At 73.2% G+C, this 20,210-nt stretch carries 19 protein-coding genes; 4 read left to right on the forward strand and 15 right to left on the reverse strand.

Features of this window, described 5'->3' with window-relative positions; genetic code table 11:
* Positions 1-180 precede the first annotated feature (180 nt).
* From ACIRPP_RS12710 to ACIRPP_RS12730, 5 genes are all read right to left on the reverse strand, one after another.
* Positions 181-1,104 (reverse strand): LLM class F420-dependent oxidoreductase, encoded by a 924-nt coding sequence (locus ACIRPP_RS12710; protein ID WP_403640968.1) that lies wholly within the window; start codon positions 1,102-1,104, stop codon positions 181-183.
* A gap of 202 nt (positions 1,105-1,306) precedes the next feature.
* Positions 1,307-1,777, reverse strand: coding sequence for a DUF6099 family protein (locus ACIRPP_RS12715; RefSeq protein WP_403640970.1), 471 nt, complete (start codon positions 1,775-1,777; stop codon positions 1,307-1,309).
* A 188-nt stretch (positions 1,778-1,965) separates the two neighbouring features.
* Positions 1,966-2,316, reverse strand: coding sequence for a nucleotide pyrophosphohydrolase (locus ACIRPP_RS12720; protein ID WP_403640973.1), 351 nt, complete (start codon positions 2,314-2,316; stop codon positions 1,966-1,968).
* Complete coding sequence (locus ACIRPP_RS12725; RefSeq protein ID WP_403640976.1) at positions 2,309-3,508, reverse strand: ATP-binding protein; 1,200 nt, start codon at positions 3,506-3,508, stop codon at positions 2,309-2,311. The genes ACIRPP_RS12720 and ACIRPP_RS12725 overlap by 8 nt, the downstream gene beginning before the upstream one ends.
* A gap of 159 nt (positions 3,509-3,667) precedes the next feature.
* A complete protein-coding gene (locus ACIRPP_RS12730) occupies positions 3,668-4,063 on the reverse strand; it encodes a cell division protein SepF (RefSeq protein WP_403640979.1) in 396 nt (131 codons plus the stop codon).
* 305 nt (positions 4,064-4,368) lie between these two features.
* Between ACIRPP_RS12730 and ACIRPP_RS12735 the strand changes: the two genes are divergently transcribed.
* The 3 genes from ACIRPP_RS12735 (at position 4,369) to ACIRPP_RS12745 (ending at position 7,414) form a co-directional block, all read left to right on the forward strand.
* On the forward strand, positions 4,369-4,824 hold the full coding sequence (locus ACIRPP_RS12735; protein WP_403640982.1) for a tellurite resistance TerB family protein: 456 nt from the start codon (positions 4,369-4,371) through the stop codon (positions 4,822-4,824).
* Between the two features lie 230 nt (positions 4,825-5,054).
* Positions 5,055-6,401, forward strand: coding sequence for a hemolysin family protein (locus ACIRPP_RS12740; RefSeq protein WP_403640984.1), 1,347 nt, complete (start codon positions 5,055-5,057; stop codon positions 6,399-6,401).
* On the forward strand, positions 6,398-7,414 hold the full coding sequence (locus ACIRPP_RS12745; protein ID WP_403640987.1) for a hemolysin family protein: 1,017 nt from the start codon (positions 6,398-6,400) through the stop codon (positions 7,412-7,414). The genes ACIRPP_RS12740 and ACIRPP_RS12745 overlap by 4 nt, the downstream gene beginning before the upstream one ends.
* Before the next feature lie 73 nt (positions 7,415-7,487).
* On the opposite strand, the gene ACIRPP_RS12750 is transcribed toward ACIRPP_RS12745, so the two are convergent.
* From ACIRPP_RS12750 to ACIRPP_RS12765, 4 genes are all read right to left on the reverse strand, one after another.
* Positions 7,488-8,978: a glycoside hydrolase family 3 protein gene (locus ACIRPP_RS12750; RefSeq protein WP_403640989.1), complete on the reverse strand. Its 1,491-nt coding sequence runs from the start codon at positions 8,976-8,978 to the stop codon at positions 7,488-7,490.
* Positions 8,979-8,988: 10 nt separating this feature from the next.
* Positions 8,989-9,819 carry a carbohydrate ABC transporter permease gene (locus tag ACIRPP_RS12755; protein ID WP_403640992.1) on the reverse strand — a complete coding sequence of 277 codons (831 nt, stop codon included), beginning with the start codon at positions 9,817-9,819 and terminating at the stop codon, positions 8,989-8,991.
* Complete coding sequence (locus ACIRPP_RS12760) at positions 9,816-10,802, reverse strand: sugar ABC transporter permease (RefSeq protein ID WP_362097226.1); 987 nt, start codon at positions 10,800-10,802, stop codon at positions 9,816-9,818. The genes ACIRPP_RS12755 and ACIRPP_RS12760 overlap by 4 nt, the downstream gene beginning before the upstream one ends.
* An 89-nt stretch (positions 10,803-10,891) precedes the next feature.
* Complete coding sequence (locus ACIRPP_RS12765; protein ID WP_403640995.1) at positions 10,892-12,169, reverse strand: extracellular solute-binding protein; 1,278 nt, start codon at positions 12,167-12,169, stop codon at positions 10,892-10,894.
* Between the two features lie 368 nt (positions 12,170-12,537).
* Here ACIRPP_RS12765 and ACIRPP_RS12770 point away from each other — a divergent pair, with 368 nt between their 5' ends.
* Positions 12,538-13,326: a GntR family transcriptional regulator gene (locus ACIRPP_RS12770; RefSeq protein ID WP_403640998.1), complete on the forward strand. Its 789-nt coding sequence runs from the start codon at positions 12,538-12,540 to the stop codon at positions 13,324-13,326.
* A gap of 590 nt (positions 13,327-13,916) precedes the next feature.
* On the opposite strand, the gene ACIRPP_RS12775 is transcribed toward ACIRPP_RS12770, so the two are convergent.
* From ACIRPP_RS12775 to ACIRPP_RS12800, 6 genes are all read right to left on the reverse strand, one after another.
* Positions 13,917-14,591 carry an N-acetylmannosamine-6-phosphate 2-epimerase gene (locus tag ACIRPP_RS12775; protein ID WP_403641001.1) on the reverse strand — a complete coding sequence of 225 codons (675 nt, stop codon included), beginning with the start codon at positions 14,589-14,591 and terminating at the stop codon, positions 13,917-13,919.
* Positions 14,588-15,559: an ROK family protein gene (locus ACIRPP_RS12780; RefSeq protein WP_403641004.1), complete on the reverse strand. Its 972-nt coding sequence runs from the start codon at positions 15,557-15,559 to the stop codon at positions 14,588-14,590. Before ACIRPP_RS12780 ends, ACIRPP_RS12775 begins: the two co-directional genes overlap by 4 nt.
* Positions 15,556-16,515 carry a dihydrodipicolinate synthase family protein gene (locus tag ACIRPP_RS12785; RefSeq protein WP_362097659.1) on the reverse strand — a complete coding sequence of 320 codons (960 nt, stop codon included), beginning with the start codon at positions 16,513-16,515 and terminating at the stop codon, positions 15,556-15,558. The genes ACIRPP_RS12780 and ACIRPP_RS12785 overlap by 4 nt, the downstream gene beginning before the upstream one ends.
* An 86-nt stretch (positions 16,516-16,601) precedes the next feature.
* On the reverse strand, positions 16,602-18,071 hold the full coding sequence (locus ACIRPP_RS12790) for an exo-alpha-sialidase (RefSeq protein WP_362096627.1): 1,470 nt from the start codon (positions 18,069-18,071) through the stop codon (positions 16,602-16,604).
* Positions 18,072-18,096: 25 nt separating this feature from the next.
* Positions 18,097-19,119 carry an alpha/beta fold hydrolase gene (locus ACIRPP_RS12795; protein WP_362096624.1) on the reverse strand — a complete coding sequence of 341 codons (1,023 nt, stop codon included), beginning with the start codon at positions 19,117-19,119 and terminating at the stop codon, positions 18,097-18,099.
* A gap of 317 nt (positions 19,120-19,436) precedes the next feature.
* Positions 19,437-20,189, reverse strand: a complete 753-nt coding sequence (locus ACIRPP_RS12800; protein ID WP_403641008.1) for a FadR/GntR family transcriptional regulator — start codon at positions 20,187-20,189, stop codon at positions 19,437-19,439.
* Between the last annotated feature and the right edge of the window lie 21 nt (positions 20,190-20,210).

The following is a 20,210-nucleotide window of genomic DNA, read 5'->3' on the forward strand; positions in this document are numbered from 1 at the left end:
GGACACCTTCTGAAGTGCGGGAACGCGCGGTGATCCGGCGCGTCGTGCCAAGGTACCGGGATCCGTGGGGAATGCCTCCGGAATTTCCGGGCGGGGTACGCGGAACGGGACCGCCCGGCGCGCGGGCGGTCCCGTTCGAGGGGTGCCGGGGCCCTCGTTCACGGGACGGGGCCGGCGGGCCTACGACAGCTGCGACTGGACCTGGGCGGAGATCAGCTCCAGGTGGTCGAGGTCGTGCAGGTCCAGCACCTGGAGGTAGATGCGCCGGGAGCCGGTCTCGGCGTACCGCCCGATCTTGTCGACGACCTCGGCCGGGGAGCCCGCCAGACCGTTGGCCTTGAGCTCGTCGACCTCCCGGCCGATGGCGGCCGCCCGGCGGGCGACCTCCTCGTCGTCCTTGCCGACGCAGACGACCAGGGCGTTGGAGAAGACGATGCCCTCCGGGTCACGGCCCGCCTCCTTCGCGGCGGCGCGGACCCGGCCGAACTGCCGCTCGCTGTCCTCGACGGACGCGAAGGGCATGTTGAACTCGTCGGCGTACCGGGCGGCCAGCCGGGGGGTGCGGACGGCGCCGTGGCCGCCGATGAGCACCGGGATCCTGGACTGGACCGGCTTGGGCAGGGCGGGCGAGCCGGTGAGGTCGTAGAAGGTGCCGTGGAAGTCGAAGGTCTTGCCGGGGCCGGTGGCCCACAGTCCCGTGACGATCTCCAGCTGCTCCTCCAGGCGGCCGAACTTCTCCTTCGGGAAGGGGATGCCGTACGCCTTGTGCTCCTCCTCGAACCAGCCCGCGCCCAGCCCGAGTTCGACGCGTCCGCCGGACATCTGGTCGACCTGGGCGACCTGGATGGCGAGGACGCCGGGGAGGCGGAAGGTGGCCGCGGTCATCAAGGTGCCGAGCCGGATGCGGCTGGTCTCGCGGGCAAGGCCGGCCAGGGTGATCCACGCGTCGGTGGGGCCGGGCAGGCCGTCGACTGAGCCCATCTTGAGGTAGTGGTCGGACCGGAAGAAGGCGTCGAACCCGAGGTCCTCGGTGGCCTTGGCGACGGTGAGCAAGGTGTCGTAGGTGGCCCCCTGCTGGGGCTCGGTGAAGATACGCAGATCCATGCCTCCATCCTGCACGGTCCGGGCCCGGGCACCCTGCCCCGGCTCGGCGGGCCGCGCGCCCCGCTCCACCGTCGGGTGAAGGCCCCGCTCCACGGTCGGGTGAAATCGGGGCCGGTCCGGCGACCCCGGTATGACCGGGCCGGTGCCCCGTCCCGATGTGCGGGGCCTGGTGGTCGGGGGGCGGGGACGGCGGGAGTGCGGGTCAGCGCGGCTCCCGCTCGGGTAACGCCGCCTCGCGGTCGGCCAGTTTGCGGAGCATGTCCAGGACACGGTCGCGGGACTCGTCCGCGGCGTCGATGGCTTCCATGCACTGCCAGTACGTGGCCTCGTCCCGCGCGGCGCAGGCGAGGCCGACCAGGGCGATGCCGACGTCGCCGAGGAGGCCGCCGAGGTGCAGCAGGGACGGGCGGGCCTCGCCCAGCTCGGTGAGCCGGGCGGCGCGCAGTTCGCCCGGCTTCAGGTCCGGGGTGTCGAGCACGCCGCAGCCGCGGCCCGCCAGCTCCGTCAACCCCAGTGCCTCGCCCCGCAGTTCGGGCGGTCCGGAGACCGCGAGACGGCTGCCGATCGCCTGGGCGAGTGCCTGCGCCTGCCACACCTCGGTCAGCAGTCCCGGCAGGTCGGTGCTCGCGGCCAGGGCGCTTCTGCTCGTCATGATGAGACGCACAGCGTCCATGCGCTGCCCCCGTCCGATCCGAACGCGCTGCCCACGCGTCCACCTGAACTCCCTTGTCCATTACCCAGAGTGAGAGAGCTCGATACAGAAAGCCAGAGGAAGGCCGAAATCGGGGGATACGAACGTTCCACTGCCGGGGTGATCGCATGCGGAGAGTGAAAGCGGAGCGCTTGCCTCCCGGTGAGGGCTCAGGCCGGGAAGCGGTGCTCGTTGCGGTCGATCTTGGCGCTGAGCGCGGCCAGCGGATCCACGCCCAGGACCTCGCAGAACTGGAGGAGGTAGGCCAGCACGTCGGCGACCTCGTCGGTGACGCGGTGCGCGGTGTCCGGGTCGTCCATCACCCGGGCCGATTCCTCCGGCGTCAGCCACTGGAAGATCTCGACCAGTTCGGACGCCTCGACGCTGAGTGCGGCGACGAGGTTCTTCGGCGTGTGGTACGGCTGCCAGTGGCGCGCCGCCGCGAACTCGGCGAGGCGGCGCTGCAGTCCCGGTAGGTCGAGGGGCGGCGCGGGCGGGCCGTCGTCGTGTGGATCAGTCACGGTCCAGGTGTACCACCGTCACTCCGTCCACCCCCACGGCCCAGGACGGGTCGCTCACCGTCCCCGCCAGCCGGATGTGCCCGCGCTCGCACATCCGCGCCGCCAGTCGCAGCAGTTCGGCGCGCTGGCCGGGGTCGAGCCCCCGGTCGAGGCCGTCGGCGAGCACGGTGAGGGTCTGCAGGGCCGCGGGGACCTCCCCGGGCGCGTCCACCTCCAGCACGCCGGGCCCGGTGAGCAGGACCAGGGCGAGCGCCACGTACCGCAGTTCGCCGTCGCCCAGCCGCCCGAGCTCGGTGCGCACCCCGGTGCCGCGGTCGAGCAGGGCGCGGATCCGCCCGCCGGGAGACGGTTCGGCGAGCAGGTCGGTGACCGGTCCGGCGCAGCCCGCGCGGAGGGCGGCGACGAGCAGGGCGTGGCGCCGCCCGCATTCCGCGCGGGTGCGGGAGAGCACGTCGGCGAGGTTGTCGCAGCCGCGCCGGAGCCGCCCGTCGCCGGCCGGGGCGGGGGCCCGCATGCGGCCGGGCCGGGGGTCGCAGGGGAAGACGGAGCGCAGGGCGACGACCATCTGCTCGGCGGCGGCGAGCACCCGGCGCTGCCCGGGCGTCCGGCCCGCGACGCGCAGCGGCAGCAGCGCGGTGCCGAGGTGGTCGTCGGGGAGCGGGCCGCGGGTGACCGGGGTCGCCCCGGCCGTGTGCCAGGCGGCCTGCACCACGCGGCGCCCGGGGTCGCGCAGCGCGGTCTCCAGCAGGACCCGGCCGCCGGCCGTGAGCCGCTCCCCCACGATGCGCAGGCAGGGTTCGGCCTGGACGGCGACCTCCAGGCGGACCGGCCCCTCGTGTCCGTCGGCGGTGCATCCGATGCGGAAGCCACGGCGGTGCTGGGCGTCGGCCCGGGACCGTTCCGGGACGCAGGCGCCGGGTGCGGGGAACGCGTCGTCGAGCCGTGCCCCGCCACCGAGCCGGGCGAGCGCCTCGTAGGCCCGCAGGGCGGTGCTCTTGCCGCTGCCGCTGGGGCCGGCGAGGAGGGTGAGCGGCCCGAGCGGCAGGGTGACGCCCCGGTGGCCGGCGAACGCCGACAGCAGCAGCTCGGTCACGCGCGGCCGGTCGGGGCGGGGGTCTGCTGGGACGGCACCGGGCGCGGGGAGGTCCGGGAGCGGCCGGAGACGGCCGACGGTGGGGGAAGTCGGGGTCATGGGCGGGACGTTAGGGCCCCGCTCCCGGGGCGAACCGTTCCGCTCGTGCGGGCTTCCCACGAACGGCGAGGCGGCCCCCGGCGCCGCGCACGCCCTCCCGCACCCCGGCACGCCCGCGCGCGGCCGGCCGGGGCCGCGCGGCGCGGGCGGGGCGGGCGTTCACGCTCCCGGGACCCCGACCCCCTCCATCAGGCCGGTCACCTCCATGCCGGCCGGGGTGAGCAGGAACACGTTCCGGTCGACCCGGTGCATGCCGCTGGCCAGGCCGAAGACGACCCCGGTGCTGAAGTCCAGGACGCGTTTGGCGACGTCCGTCTCCGCGCCGGTGAGGTCGAGCAGGACGGGTATGCCCGACATGAGGGTCTCGGCGACGTCGCGCGCGTCCGCGAAGACGTTCACGCGCAGGACGACGAAGCGGCGGCGGGCCTGTGTCTCGGCCTCGGGCAGGGACCGGTGGTCCACCTCGGACGGCCAGGCGTCGCGGCCCCGCAGCGGCACGACCTGGGCCAGGCCCGCCCACTGTTCGTCGGTGACGTCGTGGCTGCTCACCGGCATGCTCCGTCCTGGGTCGCGCTCGCTGTCTGCATCGGGCAATTCTTACGCATGGTCACCCGTTCGGCCCAACAACGACACGCTCCGCCATCGCCCGGGGCACCCACTCCGCGGGCCGTGTCCGGATATCGTCCGCATCCGGCGCGATGGTGCGGCAAGGAGGGGAACTTCTCCGCCGGACCGCTAGTTTCTACAGTGCTGTAGACATATGGGGGCCGGGTTCGCCGTCGAGGCGGACCGGGCGCTCCGGTGCACGGGGACACCCGGGCGCCGAGCAGACCGAGCAGACCGAGAAACATGGAGTGGGCATGGCCCTGTGGGACCGTCTCAAGGATTCCGCGTCGCAGATGCAGAACCAGTTGGTGGCGAAGAAGAACGACCTCAAGAGCGGCGCTTTCCGGGACGCGAGCATGGCCATGTGCGCCCTGGTCGCCGCGGCCGACGGCACCGTCGACCCGTCCGAGCGGCAGCGCGTCGCCCAGCTCATCGGGACCAACGACGTACTGCAGAACTTCCCCGCCGACGACCTGCGCCGGCGTTTCGAGGAGAACCTGAACAAGCTGACCGCCGACTTCGCCTTCGGCAAGGTCAGCGTGCTCCAGGAGGTCGCCAAGGCCAAGAAGAAGCCGGCCGAGGCGCGCGCCGTGATCCAGATCGGCATCGTCATCGGCGGCGCCGACGGCGACTTCGACAAGGACGAGCAGGCCGTCGTGCGCGAGGCGTGCTACGCGCTCGACCTGCCGCCGCACGAGTTCGACCTCTGATCCGGGCCGTACCGCCGCGCCACACCGCACGGCCTCCGGGCCGGGCCGGTGCCTCCTGGCACCGGCCCGGTCTGCCCGGGAACACAGGCCCGGTCATAATCGTTGCCACCGAGACCGACCTGTAGGAGGAGTGCGCACGTGTCCGCCAGATCGACGGACCCCCCGGGACCCAGTCCCCGACCATCCCGTCACCACTCGAGTGACCGCGGCACGCGACGGGATGGTGTTCGATGAGTGCCGCCGAAGCGTTGCTGGGCGTCCTCGCCGTGTTCGTGCTCACCGCCGGCACCGGCTACTTCGTCGCCCAGGAATTCGCCTACGTCTCCGCCGACCGGCTCGCCCTCGCCCGTGAGGCCGAGGCCGGGAACCGGCAGGCCGCCCGCGCCCTGAAGGTACTGGAGCGGCTGTCCTTCATGCTGTCGGGCGCGCAGCTCGGCATCACCGTCACCGGCCTGGTCGTCGGCTTCATCGCCGAGCCGTCGGTGTCCGCCCTCCTGCGGCCCGTCCTGTCCGGCGTGGGACTGCCGGACTCGGCCGTCAGCGGCATCTCCGTGGTGCTCGCCTTCGTGCTGGCCACGATCGTGCAGATGGTGCTGGGCGAGCTGGCCCCGAAGAACCTGGCGATCGCCGTGCCGGAGCGGCTGGCCAAGGCGCTGGCCGGTTCCACCCTGGCGTATCTGAAGGTCGTCGGCCCGCTGGTGCGGGTCTTCGACGGAGCGGCCGACCGGCTGCTGCGCCGGATCGGCATCGAACCGGTCGAGGAACTGCACCACGGCGCCACCCTGGAGGAGCTGGGCCACCTGATCGGCGAGTCCCACGAGAACGGCGCCCTGCCCCGGGACACCGCCACCCTGCTCGACCACGCGCTGGAGTTCTCCGAGCGCACCCTGCACGAGGTGATGGTGCCGCGCCGGGACGCCGTGTTCGTGCGCGGGGACGCCGGCGCCGAGGAGGCGGTCCGGCTGATCGCCGCCCACGGCCACTCCAACTACCCGGTGCTGGGCGACCACCCGGACGACGTCACCGGCGTGGTCGGCGTCCGGGAGCTGATGGCGCTGCCCGCCGCCGAGCTGGCCGGTGCCACCGCGGCCGGGGTGGCACGCAGCCCCCTGCTGCTGCCGGACACCCTGGAACTGCCGGACGCGGTCGCGCGGATGCGCGAGCAGGACGACGAGTTCGCCGTCGTCCTGGACGAGCACGGCGGCGTCGCGGGCATCGTCACCTACGAGGACATCGCCGAGGAGCTCGTCGGGGACATCGCCGACGAGAGCGACACGGTCGCGCAGCTCGCGGTGGCCGACGGCGACGGCTGGCTGGTGGACGCCGGCCGCCGGCTGGACGAAGTGGCCGAGGCGACCGGCATCCGGCTGCCCGAGGAGGACGACTACGAGACGGTGGCCGGTCTGATCGTGGACCGGCTGGGCCGCTTCCCCACGGTCGGCGACCGGGTGACCGTCGAACTGCCCGACGGCGGCCACGCGGTGCTGGACGTGCGCACGCTCGACCGGCACGTGGCCGAACGCGTACGGATCACGTCGCTCACCGGTGAACTCCACCCGGCCGAGGAGGGCTCATGAGTTTCCCGACGGCGCTCTTCGTGACCGTGCTGCTGCTGATCGGCAGCGGGTTCTTCGTGGCCGCCGAGTTCGCCCTGGTGGCCGCGAAACGGCACCGCATGGAGAAGGCGGCGGCCGACGGGCGGCGCGGTGCCGGTGCCGCGCTGGCCGGGATGCGCGAGCTGTCGCTGATGCTCGCCGGCGCCCAGTTGGGCATCACCGTGTGCACCCTGGGCCTGGGCTCGGTGTCCAAGCCGGCCATCTCGCACGAACTGGACCCGCTGCTGCACCGGCTGGGCCTGCCCAGCGCGCTCAGCTACGGGGTGGCGTTCGCCGTGGCGATGATCGTCGTGGTGTTCCTGCACATGGTGGTCGGCGAGATGGCGCCCAAGTCGTGGGCGATCGCCCACCCCGAGCGGTCCGCGATGCTGCTCGCGCCCCCGTTCCGGGCCCTGGTGAAGGCCGTACGGCCGCTGATCCGGGTGCTGAACGCGGTGAGCAACGCCCTGGTGCGGCTGTGCCGGGTGACCCCGCGCGACGAGCTGGCCCCGGTCCACGACCGGGAGCAGCTCACCCACCTGGTCGCGGAGTCGGAACGGCTCGGCCTGATCAGCGCGACGGACTCGCAGCTGCTGACCCGGTCGCTGACCGAGCCGGAGACACCGGTCGGCGGGCTGGCCGTGCCGGCCGCGGACATCGTCTCGGTCGACGGCGGCGCCGGGGTGGACGAGCTGCTGCGGGTGGCGGCGGACCACGACCGGACCCGTCTGCTGGTCCGCGAGGGCGCGGCCGTGCTCGGCTCGGTGCACGCCCGGGACGCCCTGGTCGCCCGGGCCCGCGGACGGGTCACGAGCGCCCGGGAGCTGGCCCGGCCGGTGCCCGAGGTGACGTCCGGCACGACCGTCGCCGACGCGATCGACGTGCTGCGCCGCCGCAGGTCCACCCTGGCGGTGGTCCGCGACGGCTCCGGCGGTCTGGTCGGCATGGTGACCCTGGACGACCTGCTGGCCCGGCTGATGCAGCCGGCGGCATGACGCGCGACGGCCGCCCGGTACACGGATGATCCGTGTACCGGGCGGCCGTGCGCCGTGCCGGGGCCGGTGCGGGTCAGCCCGCCACGACCGCCTCCGCGGCGGCCACCCCGCAGACGCGGGCCGCGCCGTGGGTGGCGATGTGCAGGGCGCCGCGCGGGGCGGACTGCGGGACGCCCATCTCGATGACAACGGTGTCCGGACCGGCGTCGAGCAGGGCGTCCAGGGCGGTGCCCATCCAGGCGTGCCGGTGCTCGTCGCGGACCACCGCGACGATCCGCCTCCCGCCCGCGGCCTTCAGCGCCTGTGCGCCGGCGTCGGGGCCGCTGAACGTGCCCGTGGCGGTGCCCGGCAGCCGCCGCTCCAGCTCCGCGCCGACCCCCCAGGGCGTCTCGTCGCCCACGGCGATGTTGGGCGCCGGGTTGAAGGTGGCCACGAACACCGGTCCGGTGACCGGCGCGGCGGACCCGGTGCGGGTGACCGTGACCGCGCGGCGGGCGGCCCACAGGCCGATCTCCGGTTCCTCCCCGCCCGCGGTGTCCTGCGCGTCTCGGACGCTCGTGGTCCACGCGGCCAGGCCGCGGACCCGTGCGGCGGCGTCGGCCAGCCGCTCCTCGGCGAGTTCGCCGGTCCGGACGGCGGTGACGAGCGCGTCCTGCAGGCGCTGCACCGTGTCCTCGTCGCACAGCCCACCGCCCACGCAGATCGCGTCGGCCCCGGCGGCGAGGGCGAGGACGACCCCGTGTTCCAGCCCGTAGGTGCCGGAGATCGCCTGCATCTCCATGCCGTCGGTGACGATGAGGCCCTGGTAGCCGAGTTCCTCGCGGAGCAGTCCGGTGAGGATGCGGCGGGACAGGGTGGCGGGACGGTCCGGGTCGAGCACGGGCACCCGGATGTGGGCGCTCATGACGGCCCGGGTGCCGGCCGCGATCGCCGCCCGGAACGGCTCCAGTTCCCGCTCGTGCAGGGTGGTGGCGTCGAGGTCGATGTGCGGCAGGGCGTGGTGCGAGTCGACGTTGGTGTCGCCGTGCCCGGGGAAGTGCTTGGCGCAGGCGGCCACGCCGGTGGACTGCAGGCCCTCGACGTAGGCGGCGGTGTGCCGGGAGACCAGGCCGGTGTCCGCGCCGAAGGAGCGCACCCCGATCACCGGGTTGGCGGGGTTGGCGTTGACGTCGGCGGACGGCGCCCAGTTGAAGTTCACGCCGCAGGCGGCGAGCCGGCGGCCCAGTTCGCGGGCGACGTCGCGGGTGAGCCCGGTGTCGTCGACGGCGCCGAGGGCGTGGGCGCCGGGGAAGGAGGAGCCGGTGCGGACCTCCAGGCGGGTGACGTCGCCGCTCTCCTCGTCGATGGCGACCAGGAGGTCGTCCCGCTCGGCCCGCAGCTGGGCGGTGAGCGCGGCGACCTGTTCGGCGCCGGCGACGTTGCGGCCGAACAGGGCGACGGAGGCGAGGCCCTCACCGAGGCGGCGGCGCACCCAGTCGGGCGCGGTGGTGCCGGCGAAACCCGGTTGCAGGACGGCGAGCGCGTCCCGGGTGAGGGTGTCGGTGCCGGTGGTGAATGTCGTCATGAGGTGGCGGTCATCCCTTCACGGCGCCGGCGGTGAGGCCGCTGACGGCCTTGCGCTGCAGATAGACGAAGAGGATCAGGATCGGGATGGCGAACAGCGACGAGGCGGCCATGGTCGCGCCCCAGTCGTTGCCGAACTGGCTCTGGAAGCTGGACAGCCACAGCGGCAGGGTCTGCGCCTCGGGGTCCTTGTTGAGCACCAGGACGAGCGCGAACTCGTTCCAGGCCGTGATGAATCCGAACAGCGAGGTGGCCATCAGGCCCGGCGCGAGCAGCGGCAGGATGATCCGGCGGAACGCCTGGGCCCGGGTGCAGCCGTCGACCATCGCGGACTCCTCCAGTTCCTTGGGCACGGAGGCGACGAAGCCGCGCAGCGTCAGGATGGTGAGGGGCAGGATCATCATCATGTAGAAGAGCGTCAGCGGCACGAGGCTGTTCAGCATGGACGCGTCCCGCACGATCATGTACATCGCGATGATCATGACTTCCCAGGGCGCCATCTGGGCCAGCATGAACCCGATGATGAAGCCGCGCCGCCCCTTGAAGCGCATCCGCGCGAGGGCGAAGGAACCGGCCAGCGCGATCACCAGGGAGAAGACCACGGCCAGGACGGTGACGGTCAGCGAGTTGGCGACGTAGGTCCAGAAGTGGTCGACGTTGATCGCGGTACTGAAGTGGTCGAAGGTGAGGTCGGCCGGGAACCAGACCGGGTCCTCCGAGAGGATGTCCCCGGTCGGCTTGAGGGCCGTGTTGAACATCCAGTACACGGGGAAGACGAAGCCGATGAACAGGACGGCGGCCGTGATGTTGGGCCACAGGCGGCCGAAGAGCGAGCGCTTCACAGCTCGTCCTCCTCTTGCTTGAGCACGATCCGGAGGTAGTAGGCGGTCAGGGCGAGCAGGATCACGATGGTCAGGACGGCGATCGCCGCACCCATGCCGTAGTGCTGGTTGCCGACACCCTCGACGAAGGCGTAGACGGGCAGGATCTCGGTGAGCCGGTCGGGACCGCCCTTGTTGATGAGGTAGACCTGCACGAACGCCTTGAAGACCCAGATGACCTCCAGGAACGTGGTCGCGTAGAGGAACGGCCGCAGGAACGGCATGGTGACCGTGGTGAAGCTCCGCCAGGCGCCGGCGCCGTCGAGGGACGCGGCCTCGTAGAGCTCCTTGGGGATGGTGGTGGTCGCCGCGTAGAGGTTGATCGCCACGAACGGGATGGACATCCACACGATCAGCAGGGTGATGACGAAGAACGTCGACATCTGGCTGCTGGTCCAGTTGTAGTCGGCCATGGAGTGCCAGCCGAGCTTGTCCAGGACCCAGTTGACGACGCCGAAGCGCTGCGCGAACAGCCACTGGTAGACGGTGGTGGCGGCCACGATCGGCATGGCCCAGGCAAGGACCAGGCCCAGCAGCAGGGTGAACCGCATCCACTTGCCGAGGCGGGCGAGCAGCAGCCCGACCAGGGCGCCCAGCACCATGATCAGGGCGACGTTGACCGCCGTGAAGAGGATCGAGCGAAGGGTGACCCGCCAGAAGTCCTCACTGGTGAGGGCCGCCCGGTAGTTGTCGACTCCGTTCCATTCGGTGACGCGCTGGATCAGCTGCGTCATGTTGAGGTTCTGGAACGACAGCAGCACGTCCTTGAGCAGCGGCCAGCCGAGCAGCAGCACGGAGGCCACACAGGCGGGCAGCAGCAACAGGTACGGGGCGAGCGCGCCGACGCGCGACGCCGCTCTCGGTGTCGGCCTGCCGGGCCGCCCGTCGTCCGCCTTGCGGACGTCCGCCGGGCCGGAGGGCGGCCGTTCGGTCTGCACGGTCATGCTCGCGATCTCTCTTCTCGACATACTCGACGCCGGGCGGGGGCCGGCGAGTGGCCGGCCCCCGCCCGTTCCGTGCGCTCGCGGTGCGACTACTGCTGCTGCGCCAGGCGCTTGTTGAACTCGCCCTCGACCTGCTTCGCGGCCTCGGCCGGGGACTTGCCGTTCAGGACGGCGGTCAGGTACGTCTTGATCGGGTTCGGGTCGTTCTCCACGGCCGCCCACTGCGGGATCAGCGGCGTGGTGCCGCCGACGGCGGCGGCCGGCGCGGCGGCCTCGGCGGGCGCGTTGCCCTCCAGGTTGCTCTGCAGCGACTCCTTGTTGGGGATGACGCCGTTGAGCTTGGCCAGCTGGCCCTCGAACTTGTCGGAGAGCGCGATCTTCAGGAACTCCTTGGCGAGCTCCTGCTTCTTGCTGCCCGCGGCGACGGCGAGATTGGAGCCGCCGAGGAAGACACCCTCGGGCTTGTCGGCCGTGGGACCGGGGATGGTGAAGTAGCCGATGTCCTTCTCGATCTTCGGGTTGGCCTCGGTCGCGATGCCCGCTTCCCAGCCCATGCCGATGAACGCGCCGACCTTGCCGTCGGCGAAGACCTCACCCTGCTGCGGGGTGGCCTCGTCCTTGTCCTTGGGCGCCTTGGACAGCGCCTGGAACTTCTTGTAGGTCTCCGCGGCGGCGGCGACCTTCGGGTCGTCGAGGTTGGAGACGTACGTGTCGCCGTCCTTCTTGACCAGTTCGCCGCCCTCGCCGATCACCAGACCGACGAAGTGGTACCAGTTCTGGCCCGGCAGGTAGATCGGCTCGGCGTCGGTCTTCTCACCGATCGTCTTGAGCGCGTCGTAGAACTCGTCGCGGGTCTTGGGGGTGTCCTTGAGACCGGCGTCCGCCCAGACCTTCTTGTTGTAGAGGACGACGCGGTTGGCGAAGTACCAGGGCGCCGCGTACTGCTTGCCCTCGTAGACGGACGACTCGTTGAGCGACTCGGTCCACTCGCCGCCGATCTCGGCCTTGAGGTCACCGAGGTCGGCGAGGCCGCCGGTCTTGGCGTAGGCCGGGGTCTGGGTGTTGCCGATCTCGAAGACGTCCGGCGGGTTCTCCTCGGACAGCGAGGTGGTCAGCTTCTGCTGGATGCCGTTCCACTGCTGGATCTCGAACTTGACCTTCGCCTTGGTCTTCTTCTCGAACTCGGCGGTGAGGTCCTTCTGCCACTGGTCCGGCGACGAGCCGTCCATCACCCAGACCGTGAGCGTCTGGCCGGCGTAGCCGTCCGCGCCGGCCTTCTTGTCACCGTCACCGTCGTTCCCGCCGCACGCCGCCACGGAGAACAGCATGCCCGCGACTCCGATCGCGGCTATCAGCTTGCGCTTCACGCGCCACCCCTCCTCAGGAATGCCTTGCACACCCACGCCCTCGGCGGTGACCCCCACTACGGCGCAACAGCTCGGTGGGCTGGGACCCGGCTTCCTCTAAATGGTTTAGACCAGCAAGGGGAGCTTGGCCTAGACCTATGGCCCTGTCAAGGGTCGTACCCGCGCCAGTCGATAACGGCACGGCAACGCCAATTGGGGCGCCGGATTCCGCCCAAACTCGGACGGGTCGAGGGTTGGACTAGACCAACCGGCCGGGGGCGGTTATAACGGGACCGCCGAGCGTGCGGCGCCGACACCGGCCGTCCGCCGACGTGCACCGCGGCCGGCACCTGCCGTCCGCGCGCCGGACACCAGGCGGAAGGCAGGTCATGAGCACGGACGTCAGCAGCGCCCCGGCCGACCCGGGGGCAACGCCCGGCCGCCCCGGCCGTGTCGGCCGCGTCCCGAAGTACTACCGCATCAAGCAGCGGTTGCTGCGGATGACCGAGGAGCGCAGCCCCGGTGCCCCCATGCCCGCCGAACGTCTGCTCGCGGTCGAGTTCCGCACCTCCCGCACCACCGTCCGCAAGGCCCTGCAGGAACTCGTGAGCGAGGGGCGCCTGGACCGCATCCAGGGCAAGGGCACCTTCGTCGCCCGTCCCAAGGTGTACCGGACCCTCCAGCTCACCTCGTACACCGAGGACATGCGCGCGCAGGGACTCCGTCCCGCCTCCGAGCTCCTGGACCTGGGATACGTCCCGGCCGACGAGGACCTCGCCGCCCTGCTGGAGGTGGACCGGGGCGACCGGGTGCTGCGCATCGAACGGCTGCGGCTGGCGGGCGGCGAGCCGATGGCCATCGAGGCCACCCACCTGTCGGCGCGGCGCTTCCCGCGCCTGCGCCGCCACCTGTCCCGCAGCGCCTCCCTGTACTCGACCCTGTCCGAGGTCTACGGCGTGCGCCTCGCGGAGGCCGACGAGACCATCGAGACCTCCCCCGCCACCCCGCGGGAGGCCGGGCTGCTGGGCACCGACGTGGGACTGCCGATGCTGCTGCTGTCCCGTCACTCGCGGGACGAGGACGGCACCCCGGTGGAGTGGGTCCGCTCGGTGTACCGGGGCTCGCGCTACAAGTTCACGGCGACCCTGACACCACCGGAGCGGCGGGGCAGGCGTTGAGGAGCGCGGCGGGAGCCGGGCAGACGTCGGGGGCGCGGCGGCGGCGACCGGGCAGGCGCGGGACGGCCGGGACGGCAGCGGGGCAGGCGTCGATAACCCGGACGGCAGCCAGGCAGGCGTTACGGCGCTGCGGCAGCGGGGTGACCGCGTCGCCGGGTGAGGGGGCGGGGTCCGGGGGGCTTCTACGGGCTCCGGCCCCTCCCCGACTCCGGCGGGCTTCGGCCGACTCCGGCGGACCCCGGCGGGCCTTCGGCGGACGCCGGCCGACCCCGGCCGGGCACGCCGACTCCGCCGGATGAGGCTCGCCGGTCAACGGCGCGCCCGCCGGGGTGACCGCGACAGCCGCCGCCCGAGGGGACGCGGACACGCGAAAGGGCGGCGCGGGCCCACGCTCACCGTGGATCCACGCCGCCCTCCGCAGCCGTGGAGGCCGCCGGGACGGAGCCGCGACGCCCCGAGGACGCCCGGTCCGTCGGCCGGCGGACCACCGGCCGGGCGTCAGCCGCTCGGCGGCACAGCCGCTCAGCCGCTCAACCGGCCGGGCCGCACCAGCCGCCCCATCGGTCGGCCCGTCGACCCGGCAGCGACCCTCAGCCCGGCAGCCCCTCGACGAATCGGCGGGTCAGCGCGGTCGGTGCCGTGATGGCCGTGCCGACGACCACGCTCAGCGCGCCCGCCGCCAGCGCGTCGGCGGCCTGCTCCGGGGTGGCGATCCGGCCCTCGGCGATCACCGGGGCGCCCGCGCCGACCGCCAGGTCGGCCACGAGCCGCAGGTCGGGGCCGTCCTGCTGCGGGGTGCCCGGCACGTACCCGGACAGCGTGGAGGCGACGAAGTCGGCGCCCTCCTCGGCCGCCCGGCGTCCCTCCTCGTAGGTCGAGACGTCGGCCATCACCAGGGCACCCGCCGCGTGCACGGCCTCCACCAGGGCGGCGAAGGAACTGCCGTCCGGGCGCGGGCGGTCGGTGGCGTCGGCGGCGACGACCGCGGCGCCCGCGTCCACCAGGGCGAGGGCGTGCCGCACCGTCGGGGTGATGAAGACGCCGCTGTCGCCGTCCTTCCACAGCCCGATCACCGGCAGGTCGACGGCCGCGACGGTGGCCGCGACGACCTCCGGGTCGTTGACGCGGACGGCGGCGGCACCGCCGGCCCGGGCCGCGAGGGCCATCCGGACCAGGGTGTCGGTGTGCCGCATCGGGTCGCCGGGCGGGGCCTGGCAGGAGACGATCAGGCGGCCCCGGAGGGTGTCGGCCAGGGTCGGGGTCATCGTGGTGCTCCGATGGTGCGGGGGTGGTGGAGGGGCAGGGTGCGGGTGAGCGCGGCGGCGCCGAGCACCGCCGCGTCGGGTCCGCCGCGGGGCGGCACCGGACGCAGGTGCCGCAGGGGGCGCATGAGTTCGGCGGTGAACGCCTCGTTCAGGGCGTCGAGGTAGAGGGCGCCGATCCGGGGCACTCCCCCGCCGACGACGACCCGGTCGGCGCCGAGGGCGTTGGTGAGGCCGCCCAGCGCCCGGCCGACGGCCCGCGCGCCGAGCGCGATGGCCGCGGTGGCGTGCGGGTCGCCGTCGGCCGCACGGGCGGCCACCCGCTCCAGGCGCTCGGCGGACAGGCCGCTGGTCCTGGTGTACTGGGCGGTGATGGCGGGCCCGGATCCGATCGCCTCCAGGTGGCCGGTGGCGCCGCAGGTGCAGGGCAGTCCGTCGGCCTCGGGGCTCGGCAGGTGGCCGAGGTGCCCGGCGACGCCCGCCGCACCGCTCAGCATGCGACCGTCGACGGCGACGGCGCCGCCCACGCCGGTGCCGACGGCCGCGTAGATCATCGTGGGTCCCGGCCGGTCGCCGTCCGGGTGCCCGCCGGGGAGCGGGGCGAGTTCGGTCGCGGCCGTCGCGCGGACGTCGTTGTCGCAGGCCACCGGGAGCCCGGTGCGGGCGGCGAGGCCGTCCGCCAGGGCGGTGCCGGCCCAGCCCCGGATGGTGTCGGTGGCGCTGGTGACGGTGCCGGTGACGGGGTCGACGACGCCCGCGGCGGCGACGCCGATCGCGGTGGCCCCCGGGGCCCACACCGCGCGGACCTCCTGGGCGAGCGCGTCGAGCACCGCTTCGGCGCCGGCCGTCGCCGGGGTCGGCAGGGAGTGCCGGGCCAGGATCGTGCCGTCGTCCGCGACGAGGGCGGCGGCGATCTTCGTGCCGCCCAGGTCGAGGCCGATGACCGAGGGTGCGCCGTGCCGCACGGTCATCGGACGGGGAGCAGGCCGGCGTCGCGCAGACGCTCCTCGACGAGGGCGACCGACGCCTCGCCCAGCTGGACCTGGGGGGCGGCGGTGGTGCCCTCGGCGAACACGCCGAGCAGGCGCAGGGCGTGCTTGAAGGCGCCGATGGCGGAGGAGTTGCGGCCCATCTCGCTCTCCGGCCCCGCGTCGACCATGCCGAACAGCTCCACGAGCCGCTCCTGCTCCTCGACGGCGCTGCCGAGGTCCCCGGCGCGCACGGCGTCGTAGAGGCGCACGTATCCGGCGGGGTCGACGTTGCCGAGGCCCGGGACGACGCCGTCGGCGCCCGCCAGCAGGGCGGCGTCGACGGTGAGTTCGGAGCCGGTGAGGATGCTGAAGCCCGGCGCGGGGCCGGTGGCGCGGCCGTGCCGCCCGCCGAGGGCGACGATCAGGCGGCGCAGTCCGCCCTCGTCGCCGCTGCTGTCCTTCAGGCCGGCCAGCGTGCCGTCCTCGGCGAGTTCGCGGACCAGGCCGGCGGAGAGCTTGCTGTGCACGGAGACCGGGAGGTCGTAGGCGTACAGGGGCAGGTCGACGGCCTCGCGCAGGGTGCGGAAGTGGCGGGCGATCTCGACGGGGTGGGTGCGGGCGTAGAAGGGCGCGGTCGCGACGAGCGCGTCCGCCCCGGCCGCGCGGGCGGCCTCCGCATGGGCCAGCACGCGGGGCGTGGTCATGTCGATGACCCCGGCGAGGACGGGGACGCGGCCGGCGACGGTCTCCACGACGGTCCGCAGGGTCACGTCGCGCTGCCGGTCGGTGAGGAAGGCGACCTCGCTGCTGGACCCCAGGGCGAACAGCCCGTGCACCCCACCGCCCACGAGGTGCTCGACGTGCCGGGTGAGCGAGACGGTGTCGACCTCGCCCGACGCGTCCAGGGGGGTGCAGACGGGAGGGACGACGCCGCGCAGCGGCTGGGACGGGGACATGGGAGTTCTCCTGGGCTTGCGAGTGGTGGATCGGGGGAACGGGCCGCCGCGCGCCGGCCGGACCGGCGCGCGGCGGCCCGTCGGGACTACGGCGCGGTGACGGTGAACGTCGTGTCGCCGAAGGAGTGCTGGCGGCCGCGGACCGTGTACTGGGCCGTCGCCTTCACACTGCCCGCCGTCGCGCCCGCGGGCACGGTGACGGGGATCTTCATGTTGGCGCCCTGGCCCGGGTTGAGGGCGGGCACGTCGACCTCGGGGGCGCTCCAGCCGGACGGCAGGGTCAGCGAGACCTTTCCGCCGGGGAGGGTGACGTCGTTCTGGCTGACGACGCGCACGGTGACCGTGGTGGTCCGCCCGGCCGGCAGGGAGGCGGGCGGGGTGACGGTGACCGGCGCGCAGACCCCGCCGAGCCACTGGAGGTCGAAGGACGAGTAGGTGATGTGCCGGTAGTTGGCGCGCTCCCAGAGCAGGCCCACCCGGTCGTTGCCCGCGGTGCCGCTGCCGAGCGGGGTCAGCGTGGAGTACGCGGCCGAGCCGGCCTCGACGGTCTTGCGCACCGGCCAGGTCTGGCCGTCGTCGCAGGAGAGGCGGACGGTGAGGTTGCTGCGGCTGTTGGTGGTCGCCGTGTTGCTGAACATCAGCCACTTCGCGCGCGGGTGGGAGGCGGCCACGTCCGGTGCGAAGCGCATGATGGAGCCGTTGTTGGCGGGGTCGGGCAGTTCGGTGTCCTGCTGGAAGGGCGTGTAGGTGACGCCGCCGTCGCTGGAGTAGGCCACCTTGCGGTAGGGCGCCGCACGGCTGTTGAGCATGACGCGGCCGTCGGACAGTTCGACGGTCTTGTTCTCGTCGGCGCCGGGGCCGACGAGCTCGCCCGCCTGCCAGGTGGCGCCGTGGTCGTCGCTGTAGACGCTCAGGGCGTAGTTGCCGCCGTTGTACCGGACCGCGAACTGCTGGATGAGGCGGCCCGCGTACCGGCCGTGGCGCAGCTGGATGCCCTCGCCGGAGGCCGCGAACATGCCGCCCCAGGCCGGGTCCTTGACGTCGGCGGTGATCCGCTCGTGCTTCCAGGTCAGGCCGTCGTCGTCGGAGTAGCTGTAGTCGACCTGCTGGACGTCGGGGTCGTTCTCGTCGTTGCCGGTCGCCGAGCCGAAGTAGCCCTGGTTCACGGTCGAGGAGTAGAAGGCGAAGATCCGCCCGGTCTGGCGGTCGACGAGGAGGCTGGGGTCGCCGTTGCCCTTGGGGGCGGCCTCCTGGCGCACGACCTGCTGGGTCTGCCAGGTGGTGCCGCCGTCGGTGCTGCGCCGGATCACCACGCCGATGTTGCTGGGCAGGTCGGCGAGGGTGGGGCGGGCGTCGTAGGCGGCGATCAGGGTGCCCTTGGTGGTCCGGGTCAGGGCGGGGATGCGGTAGTGGGGGGAGCCGGTGCCGGCGGTGGCGATGTCCTGCGAGGTGAGGGTGCCGGGGGCGGGGGCGGCGGCGTGGGCGGGGGTGCCGGCGGCCAGGAGGGCCAGTGTCGCGCCCGCGGTGACGGCGGCCAGGGTGACTCTGCGCTGCATGATCGGGCCTCTTCTCAGGTGGGGATCAGGCGAACTGCGGGTCGTGCAGGGGGGAGGGACCGGGGTCGGCCTCCGGCTGAGGGGCGGCGAACAGCTCCTTGAGCCAGGTGAGCTGTTCGCGCTTGTGGTGGCCGCCGCCGCCCTCGTGGCCGTTGAACTCGTAGACGCGCAGGTCCTTGGCGCCGCCGTAGCGGTGGTAGGCGGCGAAGCACGTGGAGGGCGGGCAGACGGCGTCCATCATGGCGATGGAGAACAGCGACGGTGCCGTGGCGCGGGAGGCCAGCACGGCGGCGTCGACGTAGGACAGGGTGGTGAAGACGGTCTCGGCACGGTCGCGGTACAGGCTCAGGTACTCCGCGATCTCGGTGTAGGGCGGTGCGCCGGCGATCAGGGCGCCGCGGCGGATGTCGCACAGGAACGGGGTGTCGGTCATGACACCCGCCAGCCCCGGCACGAGGCCGGCGACCGCGAGCGAGATGCCGCCGCCCTGGCTGTGCCCGGTGACGACGACCCGGCCGGGGTCGACCGCCGGGTGGGCGAGGGCGGCCTCCACGAAGCGGACGGCGTCGGTGTGGACGCGCCGGTAGTAGTGGTCGTCGGGGCTGTTGACGCCCCGGGTGAGGAAGCCGGGCACGTCGCCGTTGAGGGTGACGGTGTCGGGGGTCTCGCCGCCGGCGGTGGACCAGCCCTGGCCCCGGGTGTCCATGATGAAGTGCGCGTAGCCGGCGGTGGCCCAGAGCACCTGCTCGTGCGGCAGGCCGCGGCCCCGCCCGTAGCCGAGGAACTCCACGACGCAGCCGAGCGGTCCCTGGGCGCCGGCGGGCAGGTGCAGCCAGCCGCGGACGGGTTCGCCCGCGAAGCCGGGCACCGTCACGTCGTAGGTGGTCACCTGGGTGAGACCGGTGTCCACGGGCGTGTAGCGGGGGGTCCCGCCCGCCGCGCGGGCCGCGTCGAGGGTCCGCTGCCAGAACGCGTCGAGGTCGGCGGGTTCGGCGAGGTCGGGCCGGAGTGCCAGGCACTCGGCGAGGGTGAGGTCCGTCAGTGGCATGGAGAGGGCCCCGGTGGGTGAGGCGTGCGCGCGGCGCAGCGCGAGGGAGGGTGACGACAGGCGGGGACGTGAGGGGTCGGGACGAGGGGATCGTGGGGGACGCCGCCCGCCGTTGACAGCAGACGTCTGATGTCTGGTGTCCTGGGGACATTAAAGATCCCGAGGACGGCCGTCAAGTGCCCCGGCCCTCCTCCGCCCGCGAAGCGTCCGGGCGTCCGGGTCCGGACCGGCACGGACCCGGACGCCCGCGGCGAACCGGACGCACAACGGCGGAGGCGGCCCGCGTGCGGGGCCGCCTCCGCCGTGGTACGCGCAGGTCAGCGGCGGGCGCGGGCCTCCGCGATGCGCTTGCGGACCGGTGCGTAGTGCTCGGTCAGGGCCGCCGCGAACTCCACGGGGTCGCGGTCCCGCACGGCGTTCACGATGCGCTGGTGGTTCGCGATGGTGGCGGTCTCGTGCTCCGGCGTGAACACGTCGAGGTGGGGGGCGACGATCACGTACACGTCCCAGAACGCCGCGGAGAGCTGGCCGATCAGGTCGTTGCCGAGGGGGGCCACGAGCAGCGTGTGGAAGGCGCGGTCGGCCTCCACGAAGCCGTGCCCCTCACCCGCCCCCGCCTTGCGCATCTCGTCGACGAGCACCTCCAGCCGGTCGATCTGCTCGCCGCTGAGGGACCGCACGAGCCGCTCGGCCATGCCGCGCTCGAACAGCTCGCGGACCTCGATGAGGTCGCCCAGCACCTGGAAGTCGTCGTCCGGGCTGAGCAGGCCGCGGAAGGTCAGGCTCTCGACCAGGGCGGACAGGCTGAGCCGGCCCACGTACGTGCCGTGGCCGTGCCGCACCTCGACGATGTCGAGCGCGGTGAGGATCCTGATCGCCTCCCGCACGCTGGAGCGGCTGGCACCGAGCGCCTCGCACAGGGCGGGCTCCGTCGGCAACGGGTCCCCCGGACGCAGTTCATTGCGCAGAATGTACGACTTGATACCGTCCACGACCTCCTGTCGCAGAGGTTGTCGTACCGCTCTCGACTCCGACAGGGCACCTCGAATCGCCCTTTGTCCCACCGCCACCTCTTGACCCCTCTCCCGTTG

It is taken from the genome of Streptomyces sp. NPDC101219 (assembly GCF_044767675.1).
Taxonomy (GTDB): domain Bacteria; phylum Actinomycetota; class Actinomycetes; order Streptomycetales; family Streptomycetaceae; genus Streptomyces.